General features: G+C 60.2%; 22 protein-coding genes. 16 read left to right on the top strand and 6 right to left on the bottom strand.

Features of this window, described 5'->3' with window-relative positions; translation table 11 throughout:
* Positions 1-67: 67 nt before the first annotated feature.
* The 5 genes from AB5Z09_RS08030 (at position 68) to AB5Z09_RS08010 (ending at position 4,917) form a co-directional block, all read left to right on the top strand.
* A complete protein-coding gene (locus AB5Z09_RS08030) occupies positions 68-1,030 on the top strand; it encodes an IS1595 family transposase (protein ID WP_368194921.1) in 963 nt (320 codons plus the stop codon).
* Positions 1,031-1,385: 355 nt separating this feature from the next.
* Positions 1,386-3,503 carry an anaerobic ribonucleoside-triphosphate reductase gene (gene nrdD / locus AB5Z09_RS08025; protein ID WP_040066676.1) on the top strand — a complete coding sequence of 706 codons (2,118 nt, stop codon included), beginning with the start codon at positions 1,386-1,388 and terminating at the stop codon, positions 3,501-3,503.
* Between the two features lie 100 nt (positions 3,504-3,603).
* Positions 3,604-4,113, top strand: coding sequence for an anaerobic ribonucleoside-triphosphate reductase-activating protein (gene nrdG, locus AB5Z09_RS08020; protein WP_236341500.1), 510 nt, complete (start codon positions 3,604-3,606; stop codon positions 4,111-4,113).
* 64 nt (positions 4,114-4,177) lie between these two features.
* Positions 4,178-4,348, top strand: coding sequence for a YqaE/Pmp3 family membrane protein (locus tag AB5Z09_RS08015; protein ID WP_005338440.1), 171 nt, complete (start codon positions 4,178-4,180; stop codon positions 4,346-4,348).
* A 176-nt stretch (positions 4,349-4,524) separates the two neighbouring features.
* A complete protein-coding gene (locus AB5Z09_RS08010; RefSeq protein WP_005349872.1) occupies positions 4,525-4,917 on the top strand; it encodes a TonB family protein in 393 nt (130 codons plus the stop codon).
* A 58-nt stretch (positions 4,918-4,975) separates the two neighbouring features.
* On the opposite strand, the gene AB5Z09_RS08005 is transcribed toward AB5Z09_RS08010, so the two are convergent.
* The 5 genes from AB5Z09_RS08005 to AB5Z09_RS07985 all read right to left on the bottom strand — a co-directional run bounded on the left by AB5Z09_RS08005 (position 4,976) and on the right by AB5Z09_RS07985 (position 9,066).
* Complete coding sequence (locus tag AB5Z09_RS08005; RefSeq protein ID WP_005338437.1) at positions 4,976-5,332, bottom strand: MliC family protein; 357 nt, start codon at positions 5,330-5,332, stop codon at positions 4,976-4,978.
* Between the two features lie 141 nt (positions 5,333-5,473).
* A complete protein-coding gene (locus tag AB5Z09_RS08000) occupies positions 5,474-6,202 on the bottom strand; it encodes an ABC transporter substrate-binding protein (protein WP_223849344.1) in 729 nt (242 codons plus the stop codon).
* A 207-nt stretch (positions 6,203-6,409) separates the two neighbouring features.
* Complete coding sequence (locus AB5Z09_RS07995; RefSeq protein WP_368195020.1) at positions 6,410-7,507, bottom strand: DUF2955 domain-containing protein; 1,098 nt, start codon at positions 7,505-7,507, stop codon at positions 6,410-6,412.
* On the bottom strand, positions 7,497-8,552 hold the full coding sequence (locus tag AB5Z09_RS07990; RefSeq protein ID WP_368195018.1) for an HlyD family secretion protein: 1,056 nt from the start codon (positions 8,550-8,552) through the stop codon (positions 7,497-7,499). Before AB5Z09_RS07990 ends, AB5Z09_RS07995 begins: the two co-directional genes overlap by 11 nt.
* Position 8,553: 1 nt before the next feature.
* Complete coding sequence (locus AB5Z09_RS07985; RefSeq protein ID WP_064337040.1) at positions 8,554-9,066, bottom strand: MarR family transcriptional regulator; 513 nt, start codon at positions 9,064-9,066, stop codon at positions 8,554-8,556.
* Between the two features lie 299 nt (positions 9,067-9,365).
* Here AB5Z09_RS07985 and AB5Z09_RS07980 point away from each other — a divergent pair, with 299 nt between their 5' ends.
* From AB5Z09_RS07980 to AB5Z09_RS07960, 5 genes are all read left to right on the top strand, one after another.
* Complete coding sequence (locus tag AB5Z09_RS07980) at positions 9,366-9,536, top strand: hypothetical protein (RefSeq protein WP_162838752.1); 171 nt, start codon at positions 9,366-9,368, stop codon at positions 9,534-9,536.
* Positions 9,537-10,054: 518 nt separating this feature from the next.
* On the top strand, positions 10,055-11,371 hold the full coding sequence (locus tag AB5Z09_RS07975; protein WP_368195017.1) for a 2-hydroxycarboxylate transporter family protein: 1,317 nt from the start codon (positions 10,055-10,057) through the stop codon (positions 11,369-11,371).
* Positions 11,372-11,394: 23 nt separating this feature from the next.
* Positions 11,395-12,945, top strand: a complete 1,551-nt coding sequence (locus AB5Z09_RS07970) for an NAD-dependent malic enzyme (RefSeq protein WP_368150952.1) — start codon at positions 11,395-11,397, stop codon at positions 12,943-12,945.
* Positions 12,946-12,962: 17 nt separating this feature from the next.
* Positions 12,963-14,531, top strand: a complete 1,569-nt coding sequence (locus AB5Z09_RS07965; protein WP_368195016.1) for an ATP-binding protein — start codon at positions 12,963-12,965, stop codon at positions 14,529-14,531.
* Between the two features lie 3 nt (positions 14,532-14,534).
* Positions 14,535-15,230 (top strand): response regulator, encoded by a 696-nt coding sequence (locus AB5Z09_RS07960; protein ID WP_368195015.1) that lies wholly within the window; start codon positions 14,535-14,537, stop codon positions 15,228-15,230.
* Positions 15,231-15,307: 77 nt separating this feature from the next.
* On the opposite strand, the gene AB5Z09_RS07955 is transcribed toward AB5Z09_RS07960, so the two are convergent.
* On the bottom strand, positions 15,308-16,207 hold the full coding sequence (locus tag AB5Z09_RS07955; RefSeq protein WP_368195014.1) for a DMT family transporter: 900 nt from the start codon (positions 16,205-16,207) through the stop codon (positions 15,308-15,310).
* 233 nt (positions 16,208-16,440) lie between these two features.
* Here AB5Z09_RS07955 and AB5Z09_RS07950 point away from each other — a divergent pair, with 233 nt between their 5' ends.
* The 6 genes from AB5Z09_RS07950 (at position 16,441) to AB5Z09_RS07925 (ending at position 22,395) form a co-directional block, all read left to right on the top strand.
* Entirely contained in the window at positions 16,441-17,244 is an 804-nt protein-coding gene (locus AB5Z09_RS07950; RefSeq protein WP_368195013.1) for a helix-turn-helix transcriptional regulator, read from the top strand.
* A gap of 148 nt (positions 17,245-17,392) precedes the next feature.
* The gene (locus AB5Z09_RS07945; RefSeq protein WP_368195012.1) at positions 17,393-18,673 is read left to right on the top strand and encodes a GGDEF domain-containing protein; all 1,281 of its coding nucleotides are present in this window, start codon (positions 17,393-17,395) and stop codon (positions 18,671-18,673) included.
* Positions 18,674-18,736: 63 nt separating this feature from the next.
* Positions 18,737-19,147: a VOC family protein gene (locus AB5Z09_RS07940; RefSeq protein ID WP_368195010.1), complete on the top strand. Its 411-nt coding sequence runs from the start codon at positions 18,737-18,739 to the stop codon at positions 19,145-19,147.
* Between the two features lie 101 nt (positions 19,148-19,248).
* Positions 19,249-19,938: a phosphate regulon transcriptional regulator PhoB gene (gene phoB / locus AB5Z09_RS07935; protein ID WP_005338414.1), complete on the top strand. Its 690-nt coding sequence runs from the start codon at positions 19,249-19,251 to the stop codon at positions 19,936-19,938.
* An 8-nt stretch (positions 19,939-19,946) separates the two neighbouring features.
* Positions 19,947-21,242, top strand: a complete 1,296-nt coding sequence (phoR, locus tag AB5Z09_RS07930) for a phosphate regulon sensor histidine kinase PhoR (protein ID WP_368195008.1) — start codon at positions 19,947-19,949, stop codon at positions 21,240-21,242.
* Between the two features lie 178 nt (positions 21,243-21,420).
* On the top strand, positions 21,421-22,395 hold the full coding sequence (locus AB5Z09_RS07925; protein ID WP_005338411.1) for a PstS family phosphate ABC transporter substrate-binding protein: 975 nt from the start codon (positions 21,421-21,423) through the stop codon (positions 22,393-22,395).
* Positions 22,396-22,520 lie beyond the last annotated feature (125 nt).

The raw sequence follows: 22,520 nt of genomic DNA, 5'->3' as shown, positions 1-22,520 counted from the left end.
GGCTATGTCCCAATTACGTGTTGAAAGGCTAATCTTGAAGTAGGCCATCACCTTGAGGTCTGCCATCATGGATACCCCAGCCTTTCAACACCTGTTGTCTCTCTTTCCACTGCTTACCCTGCGCCAGCGCCGCGTTGCCCGGCAGGAGCTCATGGCGCCACATGCCATTACCTCGCTCAATACCCAGTTTCCTGCATGCAGTGGCTGCCCACATTGTCAGGCCGATGTCGCCGAGCTGGCGCCTTGGGGGTGGAGTCGGGGGCTGCGCCGCTACCGTTGCAAACAGTGTCTGCGCACAAGCTCCATCCTCACCAAGACGCCCCTGGCCAGATTGCGTAAAGCACAGTGCTGGGAAGACTACGCGCAAGCCCTCATCGAAGGACTGACCGTCCGCCAGGCCGCGCGGCGCTGTGGGGTCAGCAAAAACACCGCGTTCCTCTGGCGTCACCGCTTCTTGCGTGCCATGGCAGGCCATCAAGCCACACGGGAAGAGGGCATTGTTGAGGTTGATGAGACCTTCTTCCTTGAATCGTTCAAGGGGCAACGGGGACTGCCGCGTCCGCCAAGGCATCGTGGTGGTAAAGGTCGAACCCGTGGAACCGGGTCGGATTACATCCCTGTGATGGTGGTGCAGGACCGTGCTGGCCACCATGCGGATTTTCAGCTGGAGCAGATAAATGCCGAGACGGTCATCGCGGTGTTGAAGCCGTTGGTGTCAGCGGATGCGGTGTTGTGTAGCGATGGTGCGGGTGTGTATGCGAGTTTTAGCAAAGTGCATGGAGTGACTCATCAAGTAGTGCGCAATCGCCAGGGCGAACGGGTGGTCGGTGCGTATCACATCCAGCACGTGAACGGGTATCACCATCGGTTGAAAGAGTGGATGGAGCGGTTCCATGGAGTGGCAACGCACTACCTGAAGAACTACCTGGGTTGGCGCAGGATGCTGGAGCGTTACGGGAGGGGCGTGAATATCAAAGCGTGTTTGCATGAGGCGCTGGGGCACCCCATGCAACACGTAATTGGGACATAGCCATTTTTTTTCGGGTGGGTGGATCGGACGCCAGCCCGCACCCCGCTTGAGGTTGGATTTGAATGGAGCTCTTTTGGGTCGGTCGTGAACTGTCCCGCTCGCTGAAAAACCTGTTCTGGATCAAGAAATGAGGCTTCGCTTTGGTGCCTAATAGACACCACATATAGGGACGCATTCGTTTTTAATCCCTATATGTTGTGTTATTAAGCTGTGTATAAGCTGTTCCTCTCCTATCTTCAGCCCAGGCTTGTCAAGCCTCGGCTGAATTTATTTGCGTCCAGGACGAGATGCCGGGAGGGGGGCCCAACAAGGGTGAGCCAGAGGCAAATGCCTGGCCTTTTAACGGGGAAAATCCATGAAACCGGTTGTGATCAAACGTGACGGATGTCGCGCACCATTCAATGCCCAGCTGATTGCAGAGGCGGTCAGCCGTGCGGCGGAAGCGGTCAATCAGGCCAATCCGGCACTGGCCTCCCGCATTGCCAATGCGGTGAGTCAGGAGCTGGAAGGGCGTGGTGAAGTTGATATCCACGAGATCCAGAACCGGGTCGAAAACCACCTGATGGCTTCCGACGACAAGGCCATCGCCCGTGCCTATATCGAATATCGCCACGACAGGGATCAGGCTCGCGAGGCGCGCGGCCGTCTGGCGCAGGAGATCCGCGGTCTGGTCGAGCAGACCAATGCTGCCCTGCTCAACGAGAATGCCAACAAAGACTCCAAGGTGATCCCGACCCAGCGCGACTTGCTGGCCGGTATCGTCGCCAAGCACTATGCCACCAGCCACATGCTGCCCCGTGATGTGGTTCAGGCTCATGAGAGCGGTGATCTGCACTTCCACGATCTCGATTACTCGCCTTTCTTCCCGATGTTCAACTGCATGTTGATCGATCTGAAAGGGATGCTGACCCACGGCTTCAAGATGGGCAATGCGGAGATCGATACCCCGAAATCCATCAGCACCGCCACTGCCGTGACCGCCCAGATCATCGCCCAGGTGGCGAGCCACATCTATGGTGGCACCACCATCAACCGCATCGACGAAGTGCTGGCCCCCTATGTGACCATCAGCTGGCAGAAACACCGTGAAGTGGCCGAAGAGTGGGGCATTGCCGATGTGGAAGCCTACGCCATGGCTCGCACCGAGAAAGAGTGCTACGACGCCTTCCAGTCACTGGAGTACGAGGTCAACACCCTGCACACCGCCAACGGTCAGACGCCGTTTGTCACCTTCGGCTTTGGTCTGGGGGACAGCTGGGAGTCGCGAATGATCCAGCGTGCCATCCTCAGCAACCGTATCGCTGGCCTTGGCAAGAACAAGAAGACCGCCGTGTTCCCGAAACTGGTGTTCGCCATCAAGGATGGCCTCAACCACAAGCAGGGCGATCCCAACTACGACATCAAGCAGCTGGCGCTGGAGTGTGCCTCCAAGCGGATGTATCCGGACATCCTCAACTACGACCAGGTCGTGAAAGTGACCGGCTCCTTCAAGACCCCCATGGGTTGCCGCTCCTTCCTCGGTGCCTACGAGGAGAATGGCGAGCTGATCCACGAAGGTCGCAACAACCTGGGGGTGGTGAGCCTCAACCTGCCGCGCATTGCGCTGAAATCCCGTGACGAAGCGGACTTCTGGGATCGTCTGGATGCCTCCCTGCGGGTCGCCAAGAAGGCGCTGATGTACCGCATCACCCGTCTGGACGGGGTGAAAGCACGGGTTGCTCCGATCCTCTATATGGAAGGGGCTTGCGGCGTGCGGCTGAAGGCGGACGACAACGTCAGCGAGATCTTCAAGAACGGTCGTGCCTCCATTTCCCTCGGTTATATCGGGGTTCACGAGACCATCAACGCCCTGTTTGGTGACAAGGTGCACCTGTTTGACAGCGCCGAGCTGCAACAGAAGGCTATCGCCATCATCGCCCGCCTCAAGGCGGCCATCGATGAGTGGAAAGAGGAGACTGGCTACGGTTTCAGCCTCTACTCCACCCCGAGCGAGAACCTCTGCACCCGTTTCTGCCGCATCGATGCCAAAGAGTTTGGCGTGGTATCCGGTGTGACGGACAAGGGTTACTACACCAACAGCTTCCACCTCGATGTGGAGAAGCAGGTCAACCCGTACGACAAGCTGGACTTTGAGGCGCCCTATCCGCCCATCGCCAGTGGCGGTTTCATCTGCTACGGCGAGTACCCCAACATCCAGCACAATCTGGAAGCGCTCGAAAACGTCTGGGATTACAGCTATGACAAGGTGCCTTACTACGGTACCAACACTCCCATCGACGAGTGCTACGACTGCGGCTTTACCGGCGAATTCGAGTGTACCTCCAAGGGCTTTACCTGCCCGCGCTGCGGTAACCACGACCCCGCCAAGGTGTCGGTGACCCGCCGTGTCTGCGGCTACCTCGGCAGCCCGGATGCGCGCCCCTTCAATGCGGGCAAGCAGGAAGAGGTGAAGCGCCGCGTCAAACATATGTAAGCGTACAGGCGATGAAGAGCTGGCCCCTGACTCAAGGGGCCATTTTCATTGGAGGGCGGCAACCACGCCGCCTTCCCGTGAACGAGGCAGGAAACAAGCGATGCACTACCACCAATACTACCCGGTCGATGTGATCAACGGCCCCGGCACCCGTGCCACCCTGTTTGTCTCCGGCTGTGAGCACCAGTGCCCGGGTTGCTACAACCAGAGCACCTGGCGGCTCGATGGCGGCAAGCCGTTCGATGAGGCGATGAGCGATCGCATCATTGCGGATCTCAACGACAGCCGCATCAAACGGCGAGGTCTGTCGCTCTCCGGCGGCGATCCGCTCCACCCGGCCAACGTGCCCCACGTGCTGGCGTTGGTGAAACGGGTGCGCGCCGAGTGTCCGGGCAAGGATATCTGGTGCTGGACCGGCTATCTGCTCGGCGAGCTCTCGGATGCCCAGCGCGAGCTGGTCGCCCTGCTGGATGTGCTGGTGGATGGCAAGTTTGAAAAGGCGTTGGCAGACCCCGGCCTGCTCTGGCGTGGCAGCAGCAATCAGCAGATCCACGATCTCAATGCCTGGCGTGATGCGGGTGAGCGAATTCCCTGTCTGGTTTGCAGTTGAAGCCCGGGATGTTTATGGTTAGCCGATTCTAATCCTGACGACATTTTTGAAAAGGAGAGCCGAGATGAACAATCTGCTCAAGATCCTGCTGGCCATTTTCCTGCCCCCGGTGTGCGCTTTTATCCAGGTGGGCTTTAGCCTGCACTTTTTAATCAACATAGTGCTGACCCTGATGGGCGGTCTGCCGGGTATGGTGCATGCGCTCTGGCTGGTGGTGAGCGACAAGCGCGGCTGATGCCAGCGGATGGTTAGTGAGCTCATTGACGATAAAAGGGCCAACCTCTCGGGGTTGGCCCTTTTGTTCATGTTCATACGAATACTTTTTCGTTAGGATGGGTGACTGACCAAGCGGGCCGCGTTGAGCGCCCTGCAGTCCGGCAACAAGCACCGGCAGAGAACAAGGAGCGTTACATGAATTGGAAAGTCGCAGTATGGTCAGGTCTGGCAGTGACACTGTTGCTGGGGTGCTCATCCCGTCAGGAGGTGGCGCACGAGCGCGCTCCGATCGCTATCCCTCTCGAGCAGTTGTCCAGCTACTGGGTTCAGGAGAAGCAGTGGTCATGGCTTGGCAATGACGAGCCAGCCCTGCCGGCCAAACCGGTCAAGGGGTATGTGGAAGTTCGCTATCAAATTGACGCCAGCGGCACGCCGGTCAAGCCGGAAGTGGTGGCGGCCGAGCCCCCCGGCGAGCTGGAGCAGAGCGCGCTGGCGACCCTCTCGCGGATCCGCTACAGCCCGGCAGAGGGCAACCCGGATGCCATTCCGGTCGAGGTGACCAACCGCTTCGAAATCGAGATCAACTGATCCCCCACCACTCTGATGCCAGAGAAAAAGAGAGACCCCGGCTAGGCCGGGGTCACGTTTATTGCTGTTTGCAGTCGTTGTAGGCGGTCTGCCACTCGCCATCCTGATCCCGAAGCTCGACAAAGCCCTCATCCCCCTTGTTCCACCAGACGGCCTCATGTTCGTCCGTGTAGCGGGCGCCGGAGGCCGAAATGGCCTGGGGCAGGGTGTAATCCTTGCCGTCCGGTAGTGACAGCTTGATAAAGTTGAGGCTTTCGTCGGAGAGGGAGAAGTAGCGCACCTGCACCTTCTTGCCCTGCTCGCACTGGTAACTGACCGGTTCGCCACCGGTGACTGAGAGGGTATTGCCCTGATTGCAGCCAGCGAGCAGGCCGAGGGCCAGCGCACCAGCGGCCATCATATGTACCTTATTCATGATTACAGCTCCATTGGTGTCATACGGGCGTGAGCCTAACAGGTTGCCGTTATTGTGCAATCAGCGGGGCCATTCGGTGCGTCGCTGGCTGTCCGGCCTACGGCGCGAGTATGAGGGGGCGCAATCAGGAAGGTATCGCCATCAGTAGAGGCCAAGTCTGGTTTCAAACTGGCGGATCAGTGTCTCATAGATGCCGTTGTTCTTGATCTTCTGCAGCCCCTGTTCGAACTGTTTGGCTAGCGCTTCCCCTTGCGGGTGGTGGCGTGAGAAGGCGAGCCAGAAGCCATCGGTGGAGAGCTTGCCAACCTTGACCACCTTGCCGGTCAGCTGCTTCTGCTGGATCTTGAGGTAGCCCGGCATGCCGTTCATCAGGATGTAGTCGACCCGGCCACGTACCAGCATTTCGAGGATCTGGGCATCGGATTTGGCCTGAAAGCGGGTGATCCTGGGGTTCTCCATAAAATCGGTGGGGTAGGTGTAGCCGAGGGTGATGCCCACCCGCTTGCCCTCCAGCGAGGTGAGCTTGAGATCCCGTTGCGGGTCGCTGGCAAGGGCGAAGATGGCAAGATCCTCCTCGAACATGGGGGTATCGTGCCAGTGGTACTGGTAGCGGTTCTCTTCGGTGATGGTGGCGTTGAAGCACCCCGCAAGTTTGCCGCTTTTCGCATCGTGCATGCAGCGGGCGAAGGGGAGGGTGCGAAAGACAATCTCGATCCCTTCGGCGGCGAACACCGCCTTGACCAGCTCAGGCGCCAGTCCGTGGGGCTGGTCATCCTCATTGTCCTTGTCGCGCTCGCAGTAGGGGGCCCAGTCATCTTCGGCACCAATGACAAGCGGGGTGGCCCCGAGCGGGCTGGTAGCCAACAGCATCAGACAAACCAGCCATTTTTTTAACAACGCGACCATAGGTACACCTCATCGACAGCAGCCTTACAAGCATAGCCGTACTTCTGCGCTGAGCTGTGGTGGTGGGGGGATGACAAGGGAGGCACACGAGGGAGAGAAAAAACGCCCCGGCAGGCGACGGGGCGAAAAAGAGCTCATCCATGGGCTGACAACAGTGCTTACAACAGGAAATCAATAACCGAAGCGGGTCGCCTCGAAGCGGTTGAGCAACCGGTGGACGAGGTAGCAGGCCAGCAGGATGACCACGATGGCAAACAGGATGCTGCTCACCCGGTAGAGGGCGCTGAACACCAGATCGTTGCCCGGAGTGAGGTACTGGCCAAACAGGATGCCGAGGGTAGTGAGGGCGCCAAAGCCGACTCCGGAGCCGCCTGCCTCCTTGACGTGGGCATGGCTGAACAGCATGGCGCCGAGCCACAGCAGTGGAGCGACCAGCAGCAGTTGCCCTGACCAGTCATAGAGCAGCAGCTGGCCGAGCAAGCCGAAGGTGACACCCAGCAAGGTGCCCATCGCCCGTTTGCGGGCATAACTCAGCGCACCGTTCCAATGCATGGGGAACAGCACCAGCAGGGTTGTGGCCTGGGCAGACATGGAGTCGCGCAGGTCAAACACCTGAAATACCAGAAACGACAGGGTGGCCACCGTGGCACCCAGCAGGGCTTCATGGCGCATCCGGTGCGGCGCCTTGGGGGCCGAGGTGGGCTTGGGTCTGGCCTCCACATCCGGGATCAGCATGGTCATCAGGTAGGCGATCAGCACCGACAGCACGTTCGCCCAGATATTGTTGAGGATCAGGTCGTTGAGGTCGGTCTGCGGATAGCTGGCAAAGTGCAGCATGATGCTGAGGCTCAGCACCCCGTTGGCCCCGAACAGAAACAGGCTGCCCCGCGACATGGCGGCGAAACGGTAGAGAAACAGCAGAAAGGCTATAGGGGTCATCAGCGCCGGATGGCTGCCAAACAGCCCCCCCAGCAGCCCGACCTCCACCCCACAGACCACCGCCGCCGCTATCAGCTGGCGTGCGGCATGGCCATTCATCACCGGCACCATTCCCAGCAGCAGCACCGGCGTGACCGTATAGAAGACTCCGTAATTCCAGCCAAACAGCTTGCAGAGCAGAAAGCCCGTGGTGCAGCCAAAGGCGATGCGCAGGCACTGGCGCAGCTCGTTGCCGGTGAGGGGCCGATACCAGAGGTGAGTAGCAGCACCACCGACGAGGTGGGCTGGGGCGGTATTGGCCGACGGGTGAGTGGCGTGGTTAGTAGACATAATGGAGCAGGCTGAGCAGATGGATCTGGCCCCGTGCCAGCATGGCGGTCAGGGCATTGTCCGGCAGCAGTTGTACCGTGGCCCGCGCCCCGGCTGGCAGATGATCGGGGAGCTGGTCCAGCTCGAGGTGCAGCCGCATCCGTTGGGCATCCCGTACCCAGCGATCCGACTCCACCGGCGCCGCCAGTCGACCATTGGCATCAAACTGACCGGCACTCACTCCGGCATCCAGACTGCTTACCCAGGCAGGATAGAGCTGACCCGGCTCGCCATCGAAGGCCACCAGTGCGCGGGTTTGCTCGCCAACATGGCGCAGGCTCTTCTCCCGAAAATCGGCAATGACGTCCACCTGTTCCGACACCAGTGCCAGCAGCGGGCTGCCGGCGCTGGCGATACTGCCCGGCTTGAGCTGCAAGTTGGTGATGGTGCCATCCTGATCCGCGTGGACCTGGCTGTAAGAGAGGGCCAGCTGCGCTTGCGCCAGCTTGTTGCGGGCCTGGCGCAGCAACAGATTATCTTCACCGGTCACGCCACGACTGGCCTTGATCTGGGCCAGTTTGGCCTGACTGGCGCGCAGGTTGGCCTGGGCGCTGCGCAGGGCGCTGTCAGCCTCATCTTTTTGTTGCAGCGAAACCATGTGACGTTGGTAGAGCGCATCGATCCGCTCAGCCTCGCGCCATTTCTGGCTGGCCAGGGTCTCCTTGGCGTTGATCTCGGCAACGGCGGCGGTCAGGGCGGCATCCAGTTCACTGTTCTGCTGCTCTGCCTGCGCCAGCGCAAGGCGGGCCTGCTCCACTGCCAGTTCAAAAGGGGCCGGATCCAGCCTGAACAGCAGATCCCCCTTCTTGACCTGCTGGTTGTTGTGAACGGCGACCTCGATCACCTTGCCGCTCACCTGGGGGGCCAGCTTGGTGACCACCCGGGTCGCCATCGCCTGAGGGGTGAGGGGCATCAGCAGGTCGGCTATCAGAAAATAGGCAAACAGGGTGGCAAAGCCAGCCATGGACCATTTGATCCAGCGGGTAAATTGTTGATCCGGGGTCATCTTATTCTCTCTCTGTGTCGGTCTCGGGAGGGCTTGTATCGCCTCCGGCTTGTCGGTCGTGGTGTTGTTCAATTTTGCTGAGGGCGTTGGCCGAGATCCGCTGCACCGTGGCTTCAAACAGTTGCAGGGTCTGCTCGTCGATGCCCCCCAGCAGCTCCCGGCGGATATTCATGATGCGGTCGGCGATCTGATCGAGCAGGGTCTGGCCAGCCGGGGTCACGCAGACGATGCGGGCCCGCTTGTCCTGACTGCAGCAGTGGCGCTCAATCAGACCCTGCTCTTCCAGCTGGCCCAGGGTGCGCATCAGGGAGGGGAGCTCTATCTCGAGGGCTTCGGCCAGGGTCTTCTGGCTGACATGGCTCCCCATGCGGGAGAGTTTCCACAGCGCGGTCCAGCGGGGATGGGTGAGGCCAAGGGGAGCCAGCTCCAGGTCGGCGGCAGTACGCCATAGCCGGTGCATCCGCGCTATCTGCTCGGCGAGCGACAGCTCGCGCAACCTTTCCAGATCCGTCATCTTCTCATCCCCAATGTACTTAGCCTGCTAAGTATCATACTTGTTTAGCAGGCTAAGTAAATAGTGTGATGCGGATCATGTTTCTGGTCGGATCTTTCGCTGGTGCGAGTTGGCAGCATTCGAGACCCTGATATTATTTTCGGGGCTGATCCACTCGAGACTCTTTTGCCGCTTCGGATATTGCGCCGTGAATGGAGGATATCTGGCGATTATTTTCATGAAATTTTCAACTTCAGCGAGCAGCTCTTTTTTTATCCGCTAATATTGATGGGGTTATAAAACAAGGGGGGAAACGGGTTGTGGATGGATATGACAGTGGATGTGTGTATCTGGCAATTGAAGCGCTGTTGAGTGATGGAGAATATGGTGCAGAGTCACACCATGGCGTGAATCGGGAAGGCGCAATCAGAAGTACCGATATCAGTCATGATTTTGACCCCGCCAATATTCCATTGCTGTTGGCAGAATAGACCTGACCGTGTGTGATCCTTGTGAGTTCAAGCCAGTGCTCTGGTATTCGCTGGCTTGGCTCATCACTATTTCAATCTCCCCTTTTTGCATCTTTCTCCTCACCCTTTTTCATCGTGCGTGCTTCTTGCACGCCGACTCAAACCCTGATGTGGCAAGCCGTGGCACTCGCGTCATGGCGATGACATTGCCCGCTGCTTCTCACTCACAGGATCTGTGGCGATAAATGGTCGCAGAGCTTGTCATCTGGCTCTGTTATTTCCCCTAAGGGGGAGAGATCATCGCATCGTTATTACTGCTGATCATCCCAATATCCGCCATTGGGCTCGCTCGTTTTATCGCCCTATTTCCTGACTTGGTCGGGTATCGGATGTCTGGTGTTCTATTGTGCTGCGCACGTTGGCGACACCATGATGTTTAAGTTTTTAATGTTTTTATATGGCTTTGCAATCTGGCTAACCGACAGAGGCGAGGGGGATCAATAAAGTAGCGGCCACAATCACACGCAGAGTACATAACAATGAAAAACCTCTCACCCCTACAAACCACACAAGAAAAGGCCGCCTTGATGGGCGGCCAACAAATTGCCGGTATGCCGCTCTTTATATTTCTGGGGCTGGCGACCTGTGTTCTCTTTTCCGGCTGGAACGGCTCGTTGCCGCTGGGCATGGTCGGTGCGCTGGCACTGATGTTTGTACTGGGCACCCTGCTGACCGAGCTGGGGGAGCGGATCATGCCGATCCGTGAATATCTGGGGGGTGGCACCATCCTCGCCATCTTTGGCGGCGCCGCCCTGTTCGAATACCAGCTGCTGCCGGTGCAGGCGGGGCAGGTCATTACCAACTTCATGAAGGAGGGAGGCTTTCTCAACTTCTTTATCGCCAGTCTGGTGACTGGCTCCGTGTTTGGCATGAGCGGCGCTTTGCTGAAAAATGCCGCCATGCGCTATCTGCCGGTCATTCTTGGCGGCGTGGCGTTGGCATTGCTGAGCGTGGGGCTGGTCGGCTCCCTGATGGGGTATGGCTTCACGAATGCGGTGTTGCTGATCGGCCTGCCGATCATGGGCGGTGGCATGGGCGCCGGTGCGGTGCCCTTGGTGGAGATTCTCTCCGGCCCGATGCAGATGTCCAGTGCGGATCTCTTGTCGCGCATGGTACCGGCGGTGGTGATCGCCAATACCCTGGCCATTCTGGTGGGCTCCCTGCTGGCGCGGCTCGGTCGTCGTTACCCCTCCCTGACTGGCAACGGCAAGCTGATGATCAAGGACAGTAGCCAGAGCATTGCTGACGAGCAGGCTGAGGCGCCGACCCTGCAGAGTCTGGGTATGGGGCTTTTTATCAGCTCCAGCATGTTTGTGCTGGGCTCCCTGCTTGGCAACTTTATCCCGATGCACCCCTTCGCCCTGATGATTTTGGCGGTTGCCTTTATCAAGGTGAGCGGCCTGCTGCCGCGCCGTTATGAGCAGGCTGCGGCCGACTGGTATCAGTTTGTGGTGAGCAACCTGACCCCCTCCCTGCTGGTGGGGATCGGCGTCGCCTATACCAGTATTCCCGAGCTGATCAGTGCCTTCTCCATCAGCTACTTCGTGCTGGTCATGGTCACCGTGATCGGTGGCGCCCTCGGCGCGGCGCTGGTGGGCCGGATGATCGGTTTCTATCCCATCGAGGCGGCCATCACCGGCGGACTCTGCATGGCCAACATGGGCGGCACCGGCGACGTAGCCGTGCTCTCGGCGGCCCAGCGCATGAAGCTGATGCCCTTTGCCCAGATCTCCTCCCGTCTCGGCGGCGCAGTGATGCTGATCCTGGCCACCGCCCTTATCTCCCTGCTCGCCTGATACCGGATTGAGGAACAAACAAGATGAACGACATCATGATGGGCACCAGCCTGCCCTATGCCGAGCGCAAGCGTCAGGGCGTGCGGGGGCGTATGCCCCACAAGGAGGAGTCCCTCTCCCAGCAGCGGCGCCGGATCTACCGGTTGGTCAGCGCCATGCAGAGTCCGTTTGACCAGCATCTGCTGCTGCGCCAACTGCAGGAGGACAACCCGGTGCTCTTCTACGATCTGGTGCGCCACCACCTGCCGGAGCTGCTGCCGATCATCTACACCCCGGTGGTGGGGGAGGCGTGCCAGCGCCACAGTGACCTCTATCTGCGCAGCCACGGTCTCTATCTCTCCTGGCATGACAGGGACGATCTCGACGACATCCTCGAGTCGGTGGAGCAGGAGGTAGACGTGATCGTCATCTCCGATGGCGAGCGGGTGCTGGGGCTTGGCGATCTCGGTATCGGCGGCATGGGGATCTGTATCGGCAAGCTGGCGCTCTACTCCGCTGCTGGCGGCATCAATCCGGCGCGCACCCTGCCGCTCTGTGTCGATGTGGGCACCAACAACCCCGAGCTGCTGGAGGATGACTCCTACCTCGGCTGGCAATCCCCGCGCATCGACGGCGAGAGCTACTACCACTTCATGGACAAGGTGGTGGCCGCCATTCGCAAGCGCTGGCCACAGGTGGTGCTGCAGTTTGAAGACTTTGCCGGCAAGCATGCCGCCAACTTGCTGACCCGTTATCGCGACGAGCTCTGCATGTTTAACGACGACATTCAGGGCACGGCGGCAGTCGCCTCCGCTTGTGTGCTGGCCGGTCTGCAGCAGGTGGGCACCGCCTTGTGCGATGCTCCTGTGCTGATCGTCGGCGCCGGTTCTGCCGGTTGCGGCATCGCCGCCATGCTGGCCCAGCTGGCGGGCGGCAGTGAGGGGGTCTGGCTGTTTGATCAGGACGGGGTGGTCTGTGCCGATCGTCCTGCACTGACCCGCGCCCAGCAGCCGTTTGCTCGATCCGTGGAGGAGGGGAGTAGTTCGCTGCTGGAGACCATCCGCCAGGTGCGCCCGGCTGTGCTGATCGGGGTGAGCGGTCAGGGCGGCCTCTTTACTGGCGAGGTGTTGCAGGCGATGGGGGAGGTGTGCGAGCAGCCGGTGATCCTGCCGCTCTCCAACCCGACCCGCAGCGCCGAAGCGACGCCCGAGCAGGTGTGGGCGGCCACGGGTGGCCGCGCCCTGTTGGCGACCGGCAGCCCGTTTGCGCCGGTGACGGTGGCCGGTGAGCGGCGGGTTGTCTCCCAGTGCAACAACGTCTATGTCTTCCCGGGCATTGGCCTCGGGGCCTGCGCCGTCAAGGCACGCCGCATCAGCGACTGCATGTTGCTGGCCGCGGTGCGGGCGGTCGGCGCCTATCCGCTGGTGGCGGGCCGACTGCTGCCCCCGATTGAACAGGTCGGAGAGGTGGCCCGCGCCGTGGCCAGAGCGGTCGCGCTCTGTGCCCGCGAGGAGGGCCTAGCCGATTTTTCCGGTGATCCTGCACCTTTGATTGACCAGACCTGGTGGCATCCGCACTATTGGGCTGCGTCCTGACGATTTAAGGTATGTGCATGAAACTTCGCCATCAGCTGGTCACCCTCTCTCTCGGGCTCTCCCTGCTGCTGATCCTCATTCTTGGCAGCTTGCTGGCCCTCTTTATCCGTCATCTGCTGGAGAGCAATCTGCAGGATAAGGGGAGCGATCTGGCACGGGTCATGGCGGCGGACACCCGGGTGGTCGAGGCCCTGCGTCAGGGCAGTGACCCTACCCTGCGCGACTACATGGAGGCGGTCTGCAACCGCACCGATGCCACCTATATGGTGGTGACCGACGAACATGGCCGTCGTCTCAGCCACCCCAACCCCGAGCTGGTGGGACAGAAGTTCCGTGGTGAGGATATCTGGCCTGCGCTGCAGGAGCGGCGCAGCTACTGCTCCAAGGATCGGGGCACCATGGGGCCGGCGATCCGCTGCTTCTCCCCGGTGGTGGGCGGTGATGGGCGCGTCATGGGGGCCGTGGTGGTGGGCTACCTGATGCAGCAGGTGGAGGGCATCTACATGGAGCGGGTAGCCCTGCTCGTCTGCGCCATTGTGGCGGTGCTGGGGTGCGGTCTGCTGTTGGCACTCTGGGTGCAATACCTGCTGCGCAAGACCCTGCTCGATCTGGAGCCGGAGGCGATCGTGCGCCGCTTCACCCTGCAGGATCTGGTGCTGGAGCACATCACCGAAGGGGTGATTGCCCTCGATGGCCGCGGCAACATCAACATGATCAACAGCACCGCCAGCTATCAGCTGCGGCTGCCGGTCACCGGGCGCCACGCCCTGCAGGGGCAGTCGCTGGCGGAGCTGGTGCCACCCCTTGCCCCCTGTCTGGAGCAGGAGGGGGGGGAAGTGAGCTTCACCATTCAGGGGGAGTCCTTCGTCGGCCGCTGGCAGGCGGTGCAGAGCAAGGCACCGGGGCGGCTGCTGATCTTCAGCCGTCCGGAGGTGGCCGCCAGTCTGGGGGTGCAGGTGACCCACCTGCGCCAGTATGCCGAGATGCTGCGGATGCAGAGCCACGAGTTCGCCAACAAGCTGAGCAGCCTCTCCGGCCTGTTGCAGCTGGGCCATGTGGATCAGGCGGTGGAGCTGATCCAGCAGGAGAACGAAGCGTGCCAGACCATGCTGCAGGAGCTGCTGCGGCTGATCGACAACAAGCCGGTGGCGGGGCTTATTCTCGGCAAGTTCAGCCGGGCTCGCGAGCTGGGGGTGACCCTGGAGCTAGATCCCGATTCGGCGCTGGCGGAGTATCCGGCTTCGGTCTCGGCCGATCTCATCACCCTCATTGGCAACCTGCTGGACAACGGTCTGCAGGCGGCCTGGCGCAACCGCCAGCAGCGGCCGCCGCGGGTGCTGCTCTCTCTGTGCGATGTGGGGCGGCGACTGGTGATCGAGGTGGAGGATAGCGGCGAGGGGGTCGACGAGGAGCTGGCCGATCATCTGTTCGATTACGGGGTGAGTCGCCAGAGCGGCGATCACGGGGTGGGTCTGTTCCTGGTCAAGGAGACCGTGGGTCGGCACGAGGGTGTGATAGAATGGCGGCGAACCGCCGAGCAGACCACCCTGTTTGGTATCTACTTGAATAAAAACCAATTAATGTGAGCCATGGACCCAATAATCACGCTTGTTATTGAAGATGACGATCGGATCGGTGCCATCTTGTCAGAACTGGTGGCGGCGACCCCCGGTTTCTCCCTGCTGGGGCGGGCCGGCACCCTGGCCCAGGCCGATGCCATGATGGCCGGTGTGGTGCCCCAACTGCTGGTGGTGGATGTCTCCCTACCCGATGGCTCCGGCCTTGAGTGGGTGAGCCGCCTGCGCAGCCACAACCGCGAAGCCTACGTCATCATGGTGACTGCCTCGCGGGATGTGGAGACCATCCAGCAGGCCCTCAATCTGGGGGTTCATGACTACGTCATCAAACCATTGCGGCTGTTTCGCATCCAGCAGAGTCTGGACGAGATCCTGCAACTGCACAGCCGCCTCTGCGAGCGGGGTCGGCTGGAGCAGGAAGATCTCGACAAGCTGCTGGGCAAGGGAGGGCGCTCTCAGATCAAGGAGATGCGCGTCACTCCCAAGGGGATCGACAGCATCACCCTGCGTCAGGTGCTGGATCTGCTGGCGGGCGAGCCGGAGAACGTTTTCTCCACCGACACGGTGGCGCTGCGGCTCTCCCTCAGCCGCACCACGGCGCGCCGCTATCTGGAGTATCTGGAGTCGGAAGACCGGGTGGATGTGGATCTCAACTATGGCCAGCGGGGGCGACCGGAGCGGCGCTACCGCTGGCGCCGGGCGGGGTGAGCTGGTTTGCGATCACCAAAACGATAGAAATGAACAAGGGAGCCAGCGGCTCCCTTGTTGTTTTTGTGTGTTACCCATCAGACCGCGCTGCGCTCCGGTTGCGGGAGCTGTTTTTTCAGCTGGGAGATCATCACGCCTCCCAGAATGAGGCCGCCCCCCAGCAGGTGGTAGCCATGGATCGGTTCCCCCAGGCCGACGACGGCGATCAGCGCCGTACAGAGCGGCATCAGGTTCATAAAGACCGAGGTGCGCTCTGCCCCCATGCAGGCGAGGCCGCGCATCCAGCAGTAGGCTGCCAGCAGAGAGGAGGCGAGCCCGGCGAAGAGCACCAGTCCCCACCCTTCGGCCGGCACCGCCATCGAGTCGGCGCTGAGAGCGAGCGGTACCAGCAGCAGTACGGCCAGCAGGATCTGCATGTAGAGGTTTAGCCAGGGGCCAAACGGCAGTTGCCAGCGGCGGATCAAGAGGCCGTAAAGGGCGTAGCTGGCGGAGCCCAGCAACATCATGCCATCCCCCGGGTTGATGCCGTTGTGCAGCAGGGCCAGTGGTTCGCCCTTGCCAAGCAGCCAGAGCACCCCGAACAGGGAGAGACTCATGCCGAGCAGTGCCTGTTTGCCGGGACGCTGGCCGAAGAAGAGCGCCCCTTGCAGCAGGGTGAGCAGCGGAATGAGAGAGCCGATCACCCCCATGTTGGTGGCGGAGGTGCTGTGAGCGGCGTAGTAGGCCAGACACTGGTAGAGCACCATACCGAGCGCTGCCAGCACCAGCAGCTTGCCGAGCCAGGGGCGAACCTCGCTGCGTCGCCGCCAGAGGGGGGGCAGACAGAAGGGGGTCAGCGCCAGGGCGGCGATCACCCAGCGATAGAAGGAGATGGCCGCGGGGTCGAGCACGCTGGCGGCCGCCTTGGACACCACGGTATTGGTAGCCCAGATCAGCACAGCCATCAGCGGAAAGAGAAGAGGGGAAAAGATTCGCATCAGAGGCTCCTTATTTACAGGGGGCCAAGTCTACCCTTGTCTTTATATTATCAAGTAGCGTAAAACAGACAGATTACCCAGCAGAAAAGACAACTCTTTCTGATGCACCTTATTCCGGCTCACACGGGCTGCGTCTGCCCGCAACTGATGGCTGCTTTTGACCTGTGCCGGAGACCGAGCCAACAGGGCGTTGCATCACGCCTGCTCCTCTCTCTCGCTGACAAGGGGCGCTGATGGCCACTCACCAGTTTCAGCCGGTAGATGTCGTTCTGCCCGCTCCCAATCCGCTCTATTTCAGTTACCAGCAGATGCTGGCCGACAGCGCGACCGTGCTGCACTCCCACCCCTGGGGCCAGCTCAACATGATCAGCCTGGGGATCATGGAGATAGAGCTGGGGGATCAGCGACTGGTGGCCCCTGCCGACTACCTTATCTGGGTACCGGCGGGTCTCGACCACACCTCCTACAACGAGCAGAACCTCGACTATACCTCCATCTACGTCAGCCACGAGCTGGCGGCCAAGCTGCCGCCAGAGCCCAGATTGCTGCTGCTTACCCCACTTATTCGCGCCCTGCTGAGCGATTTTTGCGAACAGCGGGTAGGCCATATGGTGGATGAGTGGGATCAGCGCCAGGCCGAGTTGCTGGTGGAGCGACTGGCGCGCACCCGCTGTCAGGAGAGCTACCTGCCGATGAGTCAGGACAAGCTGCTGGCTCCCATGCTGGCGGCGTTGCACAGCGATCCTGCCGATCCCCGAACTCTGGCCCAGTGGGCCGGACAACTGCACACCACAGAGCGCACCCTGGCGCGGCGCTACCTGCGGGAGCTGGGGATGAGCTTCGGTCAGTGGCGGGCGCGGCAGCGGTTGCTCAAGGCGCTGGCCTGGCTCAAGGGGGACATGTCCATTCAGGAGATTAGCTGGCGGCTCGGTTATGGCTCCACCTCGGCCTTTATCGCCATGTTCAACCGGGAGCTGGGCTGCTCCCCCCAGCGCTATCGCCAGCAGTCGGCAATGCGGGTTGGCACTGCGCTTTAAAAACGTGACAGAGAGCAGTGAACTCCTTGATAAGTGGCATGTTTTTTGTGATTCACGGGGTTATCATGGTGGCTTGTTATCGCGTGCTATCCGGTGCCACCGCCTGTTCCAGTTGCACGGATATTCCTATTTACGCGATGGGGTCAGCATGATCGCTTCCAGTTCCCGTTTTGCCGAGTTGCTGTTCTGGTATTTGCTGGCGCTGACTGGCTGCTCTATCCTGCTGTTCGAGTTTGGTCCCGAACGGGTGCTTGATATCAAGGAGTGGCCGCTCTCGGTAAGCGTGTTGAAGGCGGAGGATGCGGCACCGGGAGCGGTGAGTTACCGTCCCTCGGCCGATGGTAATCCCGGCGTAGAGTGTGTACTGACTGCGAGCCCCGCCAGCTATCCCAGCTGTGGTCTGGTTCTCACCCTGACCGTGCGCGAAAAGGGTATCAATCTTGCCCGGTTTAATACTCTCCATATCCGCTTGAGCGTGACGGGTGGCGAGGAGCAGGATTGGCGTTTCTACCTGCGCAACTACAATCCGCTTTTCGACAAGATGGATGACACGCTGCAATCCAAATTCAACGAAATAATCTTTCGTCCTGCCGATTACGGCAAGGACCACGAGGTGCCTCTCGATGTGTTTACCCCGGCAACCTGGTGGATCAAGCGCTACAAGGTGCCGTTACAGTTACAGGGGCCTGATCTGAGCCGGGTCTACGCCATCGAGATTGCTGCGGGGTCATATATGTCGCCGGGTGAGTATGGCGTGGTGATCGAGGAGCTGCAGTTTCATGGCAACTGGCTTGAGCCTACCCTTTTCTACCGGTTGATCCTGTTTGTCTGGTTTATCTATGGCTGTGCAGTCTTTCTGGTTAACCACCTCGCCATGAAGCAGCGTTTGTTGCATGCCCATCAGGCCAAGCTTGAGGTGGAGGTGCTGAACCGTACCCTGAGCGAAGAGAATCGCCGCACCCGTGAGGAGGCCTGTTATGATCCACTGACCGGTGCTTTCAACCGGCTTGGTGGTGAGCGACTGCTGGCCGATATCGCTGATCTGTCGTTTTCCTTCATCTATATCGACGTTGACCACTTCAAACAGATCAACGACATCCACGGTCACCCGGTGGGTGATGAGGTGCTCAAGCATCTGGTCAGCGAGATCCTGCGCCATTGTGATGCGCTCTGCCATCTGGTGCGCTGGGGCGGTGAGGAGTTCGTGCTGGTCTGCCTTCACTACGATGAGCTGCGGGCCTGTGCGCTGGCTGAGCGGTTGCGCGCTACCTTGGAGGCTGATATCCATTGGCCGTCCGGATTGCGGGTGACCGCCTCGTTCGGGGTGGCTGAGCGTGCGGGTGAGTCGCCGGAGCAGGTGCTCAAACGTGCCGACGAGGCGCTCTATCAGGCCAAGACGCAGGGTCGCAACCGGGTTGCGAGCCACTGACTGCGATGCGTCGAGATGCCGTGTGCTTTATTCCAATATCGCTTTCAACATGAGCAAGCAGTTATGACACAACACATAGGGGCGCTGACCCTGCTGGTGGCTGATTACGATCAGGCCATTCGCTTTTTTACCGAGGGACTTGGCTTTGCGCTCCTGGAAGACACTCGGCTCGATGAACCGGGTAAACCGGGCAAGCGCTGGGTGCGGGTTGCCCCCAAAGGCACCCCCGGTTCCGCGTTGCTGCTGGCACAAGCGGCCAATGCGCAGCAGCAGGCCGCCATCGGCCAGCAGGGCGGTGGCCGGGTATTTTTGTTCCTCGAGACCACTGATTTCTGGGGGGATTACCAGCGTATGCAGGCGTACGGTGTTCATTTTTGTGAACAGCCCCGCGACGAGCCTTATGGCACTGTGGTGGTATTTGAGGATATCAGCGGCAACCGGTGGGACTTGTTGCAACGTACTGCTGCCAACTGAATCTGAAAACGTTTATCATCCCGCTTGTCATAAAGTCATAAAAGTGTCACAGAAAATTCTAATAATTGGCGCACCCATCTTCACAGAGGAGAGAGAAGGGAATGGCTAAGCGAATTCTGGTGGTCGAGGACGAAGCACCGATCCGCGAAATGCTCTGCTTCGTGTTGGAGCAGAAGGGATATGAGACGATTGAAGCGGAAGATTACGCCGATGGACTGGCGAAGGTGCGCGAACCCTACCCCGAACTCATCGTGCTCGACTGGATGATGCCGGGCGGCAGTGGCATCCAGTTTATCAAGCAGCTCAAGCAGGATGAGGTGACGCGCCAGATCCCGGTGGTGATGCTCACCGCTCGCGGTGAAGAGGAGGACAAGGTGCGTGGTCTGGAGGCCGGTGCCGACGACTACATCACCAAGCCGTTCTCGCCCAAGGAGCTGACTGCTCGCCTCCATGCGGTGATGCGCCGCGTGTCGCCCACCTCGGTGGATGAGGTGATCGAGGTGCAGGGGCTGAAACTCGATCCTGTCTCCCACCGGGTCAGTGCCGAAGAGAAGGCGCTCGACATGGGGCCGACCGAATTCAAGCTGCTTCACTTCTTCATGACTCACCCCGAGCGGGTCTACAGCCGTGAACAGCTGCTCAATAATGTCTGGGGTACCAATGTGTACGTCGAGGACAGAACCGTAGATGTGCATATTCGTCGCCTGCGCAAGGCGATTGAAGAGACAGGGCACGACAGATTGATCCAGACGGTGCGTGGAGCCGGATACCGCTTCTCAACCCGTCTCTAGAGGCAGTTATGTTGCAACCTTACGCCTGGCGGCGACAGTTGTGGCGAATGGCGTTTTTTTACGCCCCCTTCGCATTGGTTGGCTGGTTGGTTGATCACCTTGCCCTCTGCCTGCTGGTGGCGGCCGTGTTGCATCTGGGCTGGCACTATCGCTTCCAGAAGCGGCTCTCTGACTGGTTGTGGCACGACCGCAGCCTGGTGCCCCCCAGTGGCAGTGGCAGCTGGGAGTACATCTTCAACGGTATCTACAAGCTGCAGCAGCGTCACCGCGCCCGTCGCCGCGAGCTGGCGGGGCTGATCCGCCGCTTCCGGGAGGGGGCCGAGGCGCTGCCCGATGCCGCCGTGGTGTTTCGCACCGATGGCAGCATCCTCTGGTGCAACCGGCTGGCGGAGCAACTGCTCGGTTTCCGCTGGCCGGAGGATGCCGGCCAGCATATCGGCAACCTCATTCGCAATCCTGCCTTTAACGCCTATCTGGGCAAGGGGGCGTATGACGAGCCCCTCGAGATGCACTCCCCGGTCAATGAGGAGAAGTTTCTTGAGTTTCGTATCATGCCCTACGCCTCCGATCAGGCGATGCTGGTGGTGCGGGATGTCACCCGCTTGCGCAGTCTCGAGAAGACCCGCAAGCACTTTGTCTCCAACGTCTCTCACGAACTGCGCACTCCGCTGACCGTGCTCAAGGGTTATCTGGAGATGACCGAGGAGCCGCCCCCGCCCGCCATGTGGGCCAAGGCGCATCGGGTGATGATGGAGCAGACCATCCGGATGGATAATCTGGTCAATCAGCTGCTCACCCTCTCCCGTATCGAGGCGGCTCCGACCGTGGATCTCTCCCATCTGGTGGACATGCCTGCCATGCTGGGGCTGCTGGAGCAGGAGGCGCGAGCGCTCTCGGGCGAACGGGCCCACCAGCTCGAATTTGTGGTGCAGCCCAATCTGTTGGTGCGCGGGGATCAGGAGCAGCTGCGCAGCGCCGTCTCCAATCTGGTCTACAACGCCATTCACTACACGCCGGCGGGGCGCAAGGTGACGGTGGAGTGGCGCAAGCAGGGGGCGATGGCGCTGTTTGCCGTGAGCGATGAAGGGGAGGGGATTGCCCCCGAGCATCTGGCACGGCTGACCGAGCGGTTCTATCGGGTCGACAAGGCACGCTCGCGCCACACCGGCGGCTCAGGCTTGGGCCTTGCCATCGTCAAGCATGCCCTCAGTCATCACGACTGCCAGCTCGATATCGAGAGCCGGGTCGGTCTTGGCAGCCGCTTCAGCTTTCTCATTCCGAGTCGGATGGTGGTGATTAAATAGTCTTTTATGGCAATGGGTTAGCTGCAAAAAGAGGGCCTTTGAACGGGCCCTCTTTTCATTTGTTCAAATCTGTCGCCATGTCATTAAAGTGTCACATTAAATCCATAAATTTGTCACTGCCAGGTCAGATACTGGCGCCGTCTTAAGAACGGACCTTCTGTAACTTTGGAGAGATTGGATGAAACTCAACAAACTGGCTGGTGTAATCGGATTCACCGCAGCAACCCTGTTTTCTGTCAGCGCCCTGGCTGCCGGTGTGGATAAAGACCTGCCGGATTACACACCGACCAGCGGCATTTCGGGCAACCTGTCCTCTGTCGGCTCGGACACCCTGGCCAACATGATGACCCTGTGGGCCGAAGAATTTAAGCGCTTGTACCCCAACGTTAACGTGCAGATCCAGGCCGCCGGTTCTTCTACCGCGCCGACTGCCCTGACCGAAGGTGTTGCCCAGTTCGGTCCGATGAGCCGTGCAATGAAGGCCGGTGAAGAGGAAGCATTCGAGAAGCGTTACGGCTACAAGCCGACTGCCATCCGCGTTGCAGTCGATGCCCTGGCGGTGTTCGTCAACAAGGACAACCCCATCAAGGGGCTGACTATGCCGCAGATCGACGCCATCTTCTCCAGCACCCTCAAGTGCGGCGAAGCCAAGGCTGCCACCAAGTGGTCTGATCTGGGTCTGGACGGCAACTGGTCCTCTAAGGATCTGCAACTGTTCGGTCGCAACTCCGTATCCGGTACCTACGGTTACTTCAAGGAGCACGCCCTGTGTAACGGCGACTTCAAGAGCGGCGTGAACGAGCAGCCGGGTTCTGCCTCCGTGGTGCAGTCTGTCTCTGCCTCCCTGAACGGCATCGGCTACTCCGGTATCGGTTATGTCACCTCCGGCGTGCGTGCGGTACCGCTCTCCAAAGATGGCAAGACCTTCATCGAAGCGACCTCCGATAACGCCATCACCGGCAAGTATCCGCTGTCACGCTTCCTGTACGTTTACGTGAACAAGCATCCGAACAAGCCGCTCTCCCCGATGGAGCAAGAGTTCGTCAAGATGATGCTCTCCAAAGCAGGCCAGAACATCGTTGCCAAAGATGGCTACGTGCCGGTGCCGGCCAAGGTGGTACAGGCTGACCTGAAAAAGCTGGGTATCATGTAACTGCCTGCAGTCAGCATGCCCTGATAAAACGAGCCCCAAGCGGGCTCGTTTTGTTTTTGGCGGCTGTCAGTTTTGTTAATAGCGCAGGATGGATATTTTTCCGCCAGCCGGGGGCTGGCTCCCTT

This window comes from Aeromonas sp. R2-2 (assembly GCF_040908355.1).
Taxonomy (GTDB): domain Bacteria; phylum Pseudomonadota; class Gammaproteobacteria; order Enterobacterales; family Aeromonadaceae; genus Aeromonas; species Aeromonas veronii.
Note: the sequence above shows the minus strand (reverse complement) of the source record. Positions and strands in the feature narration are given on the sequence as shown.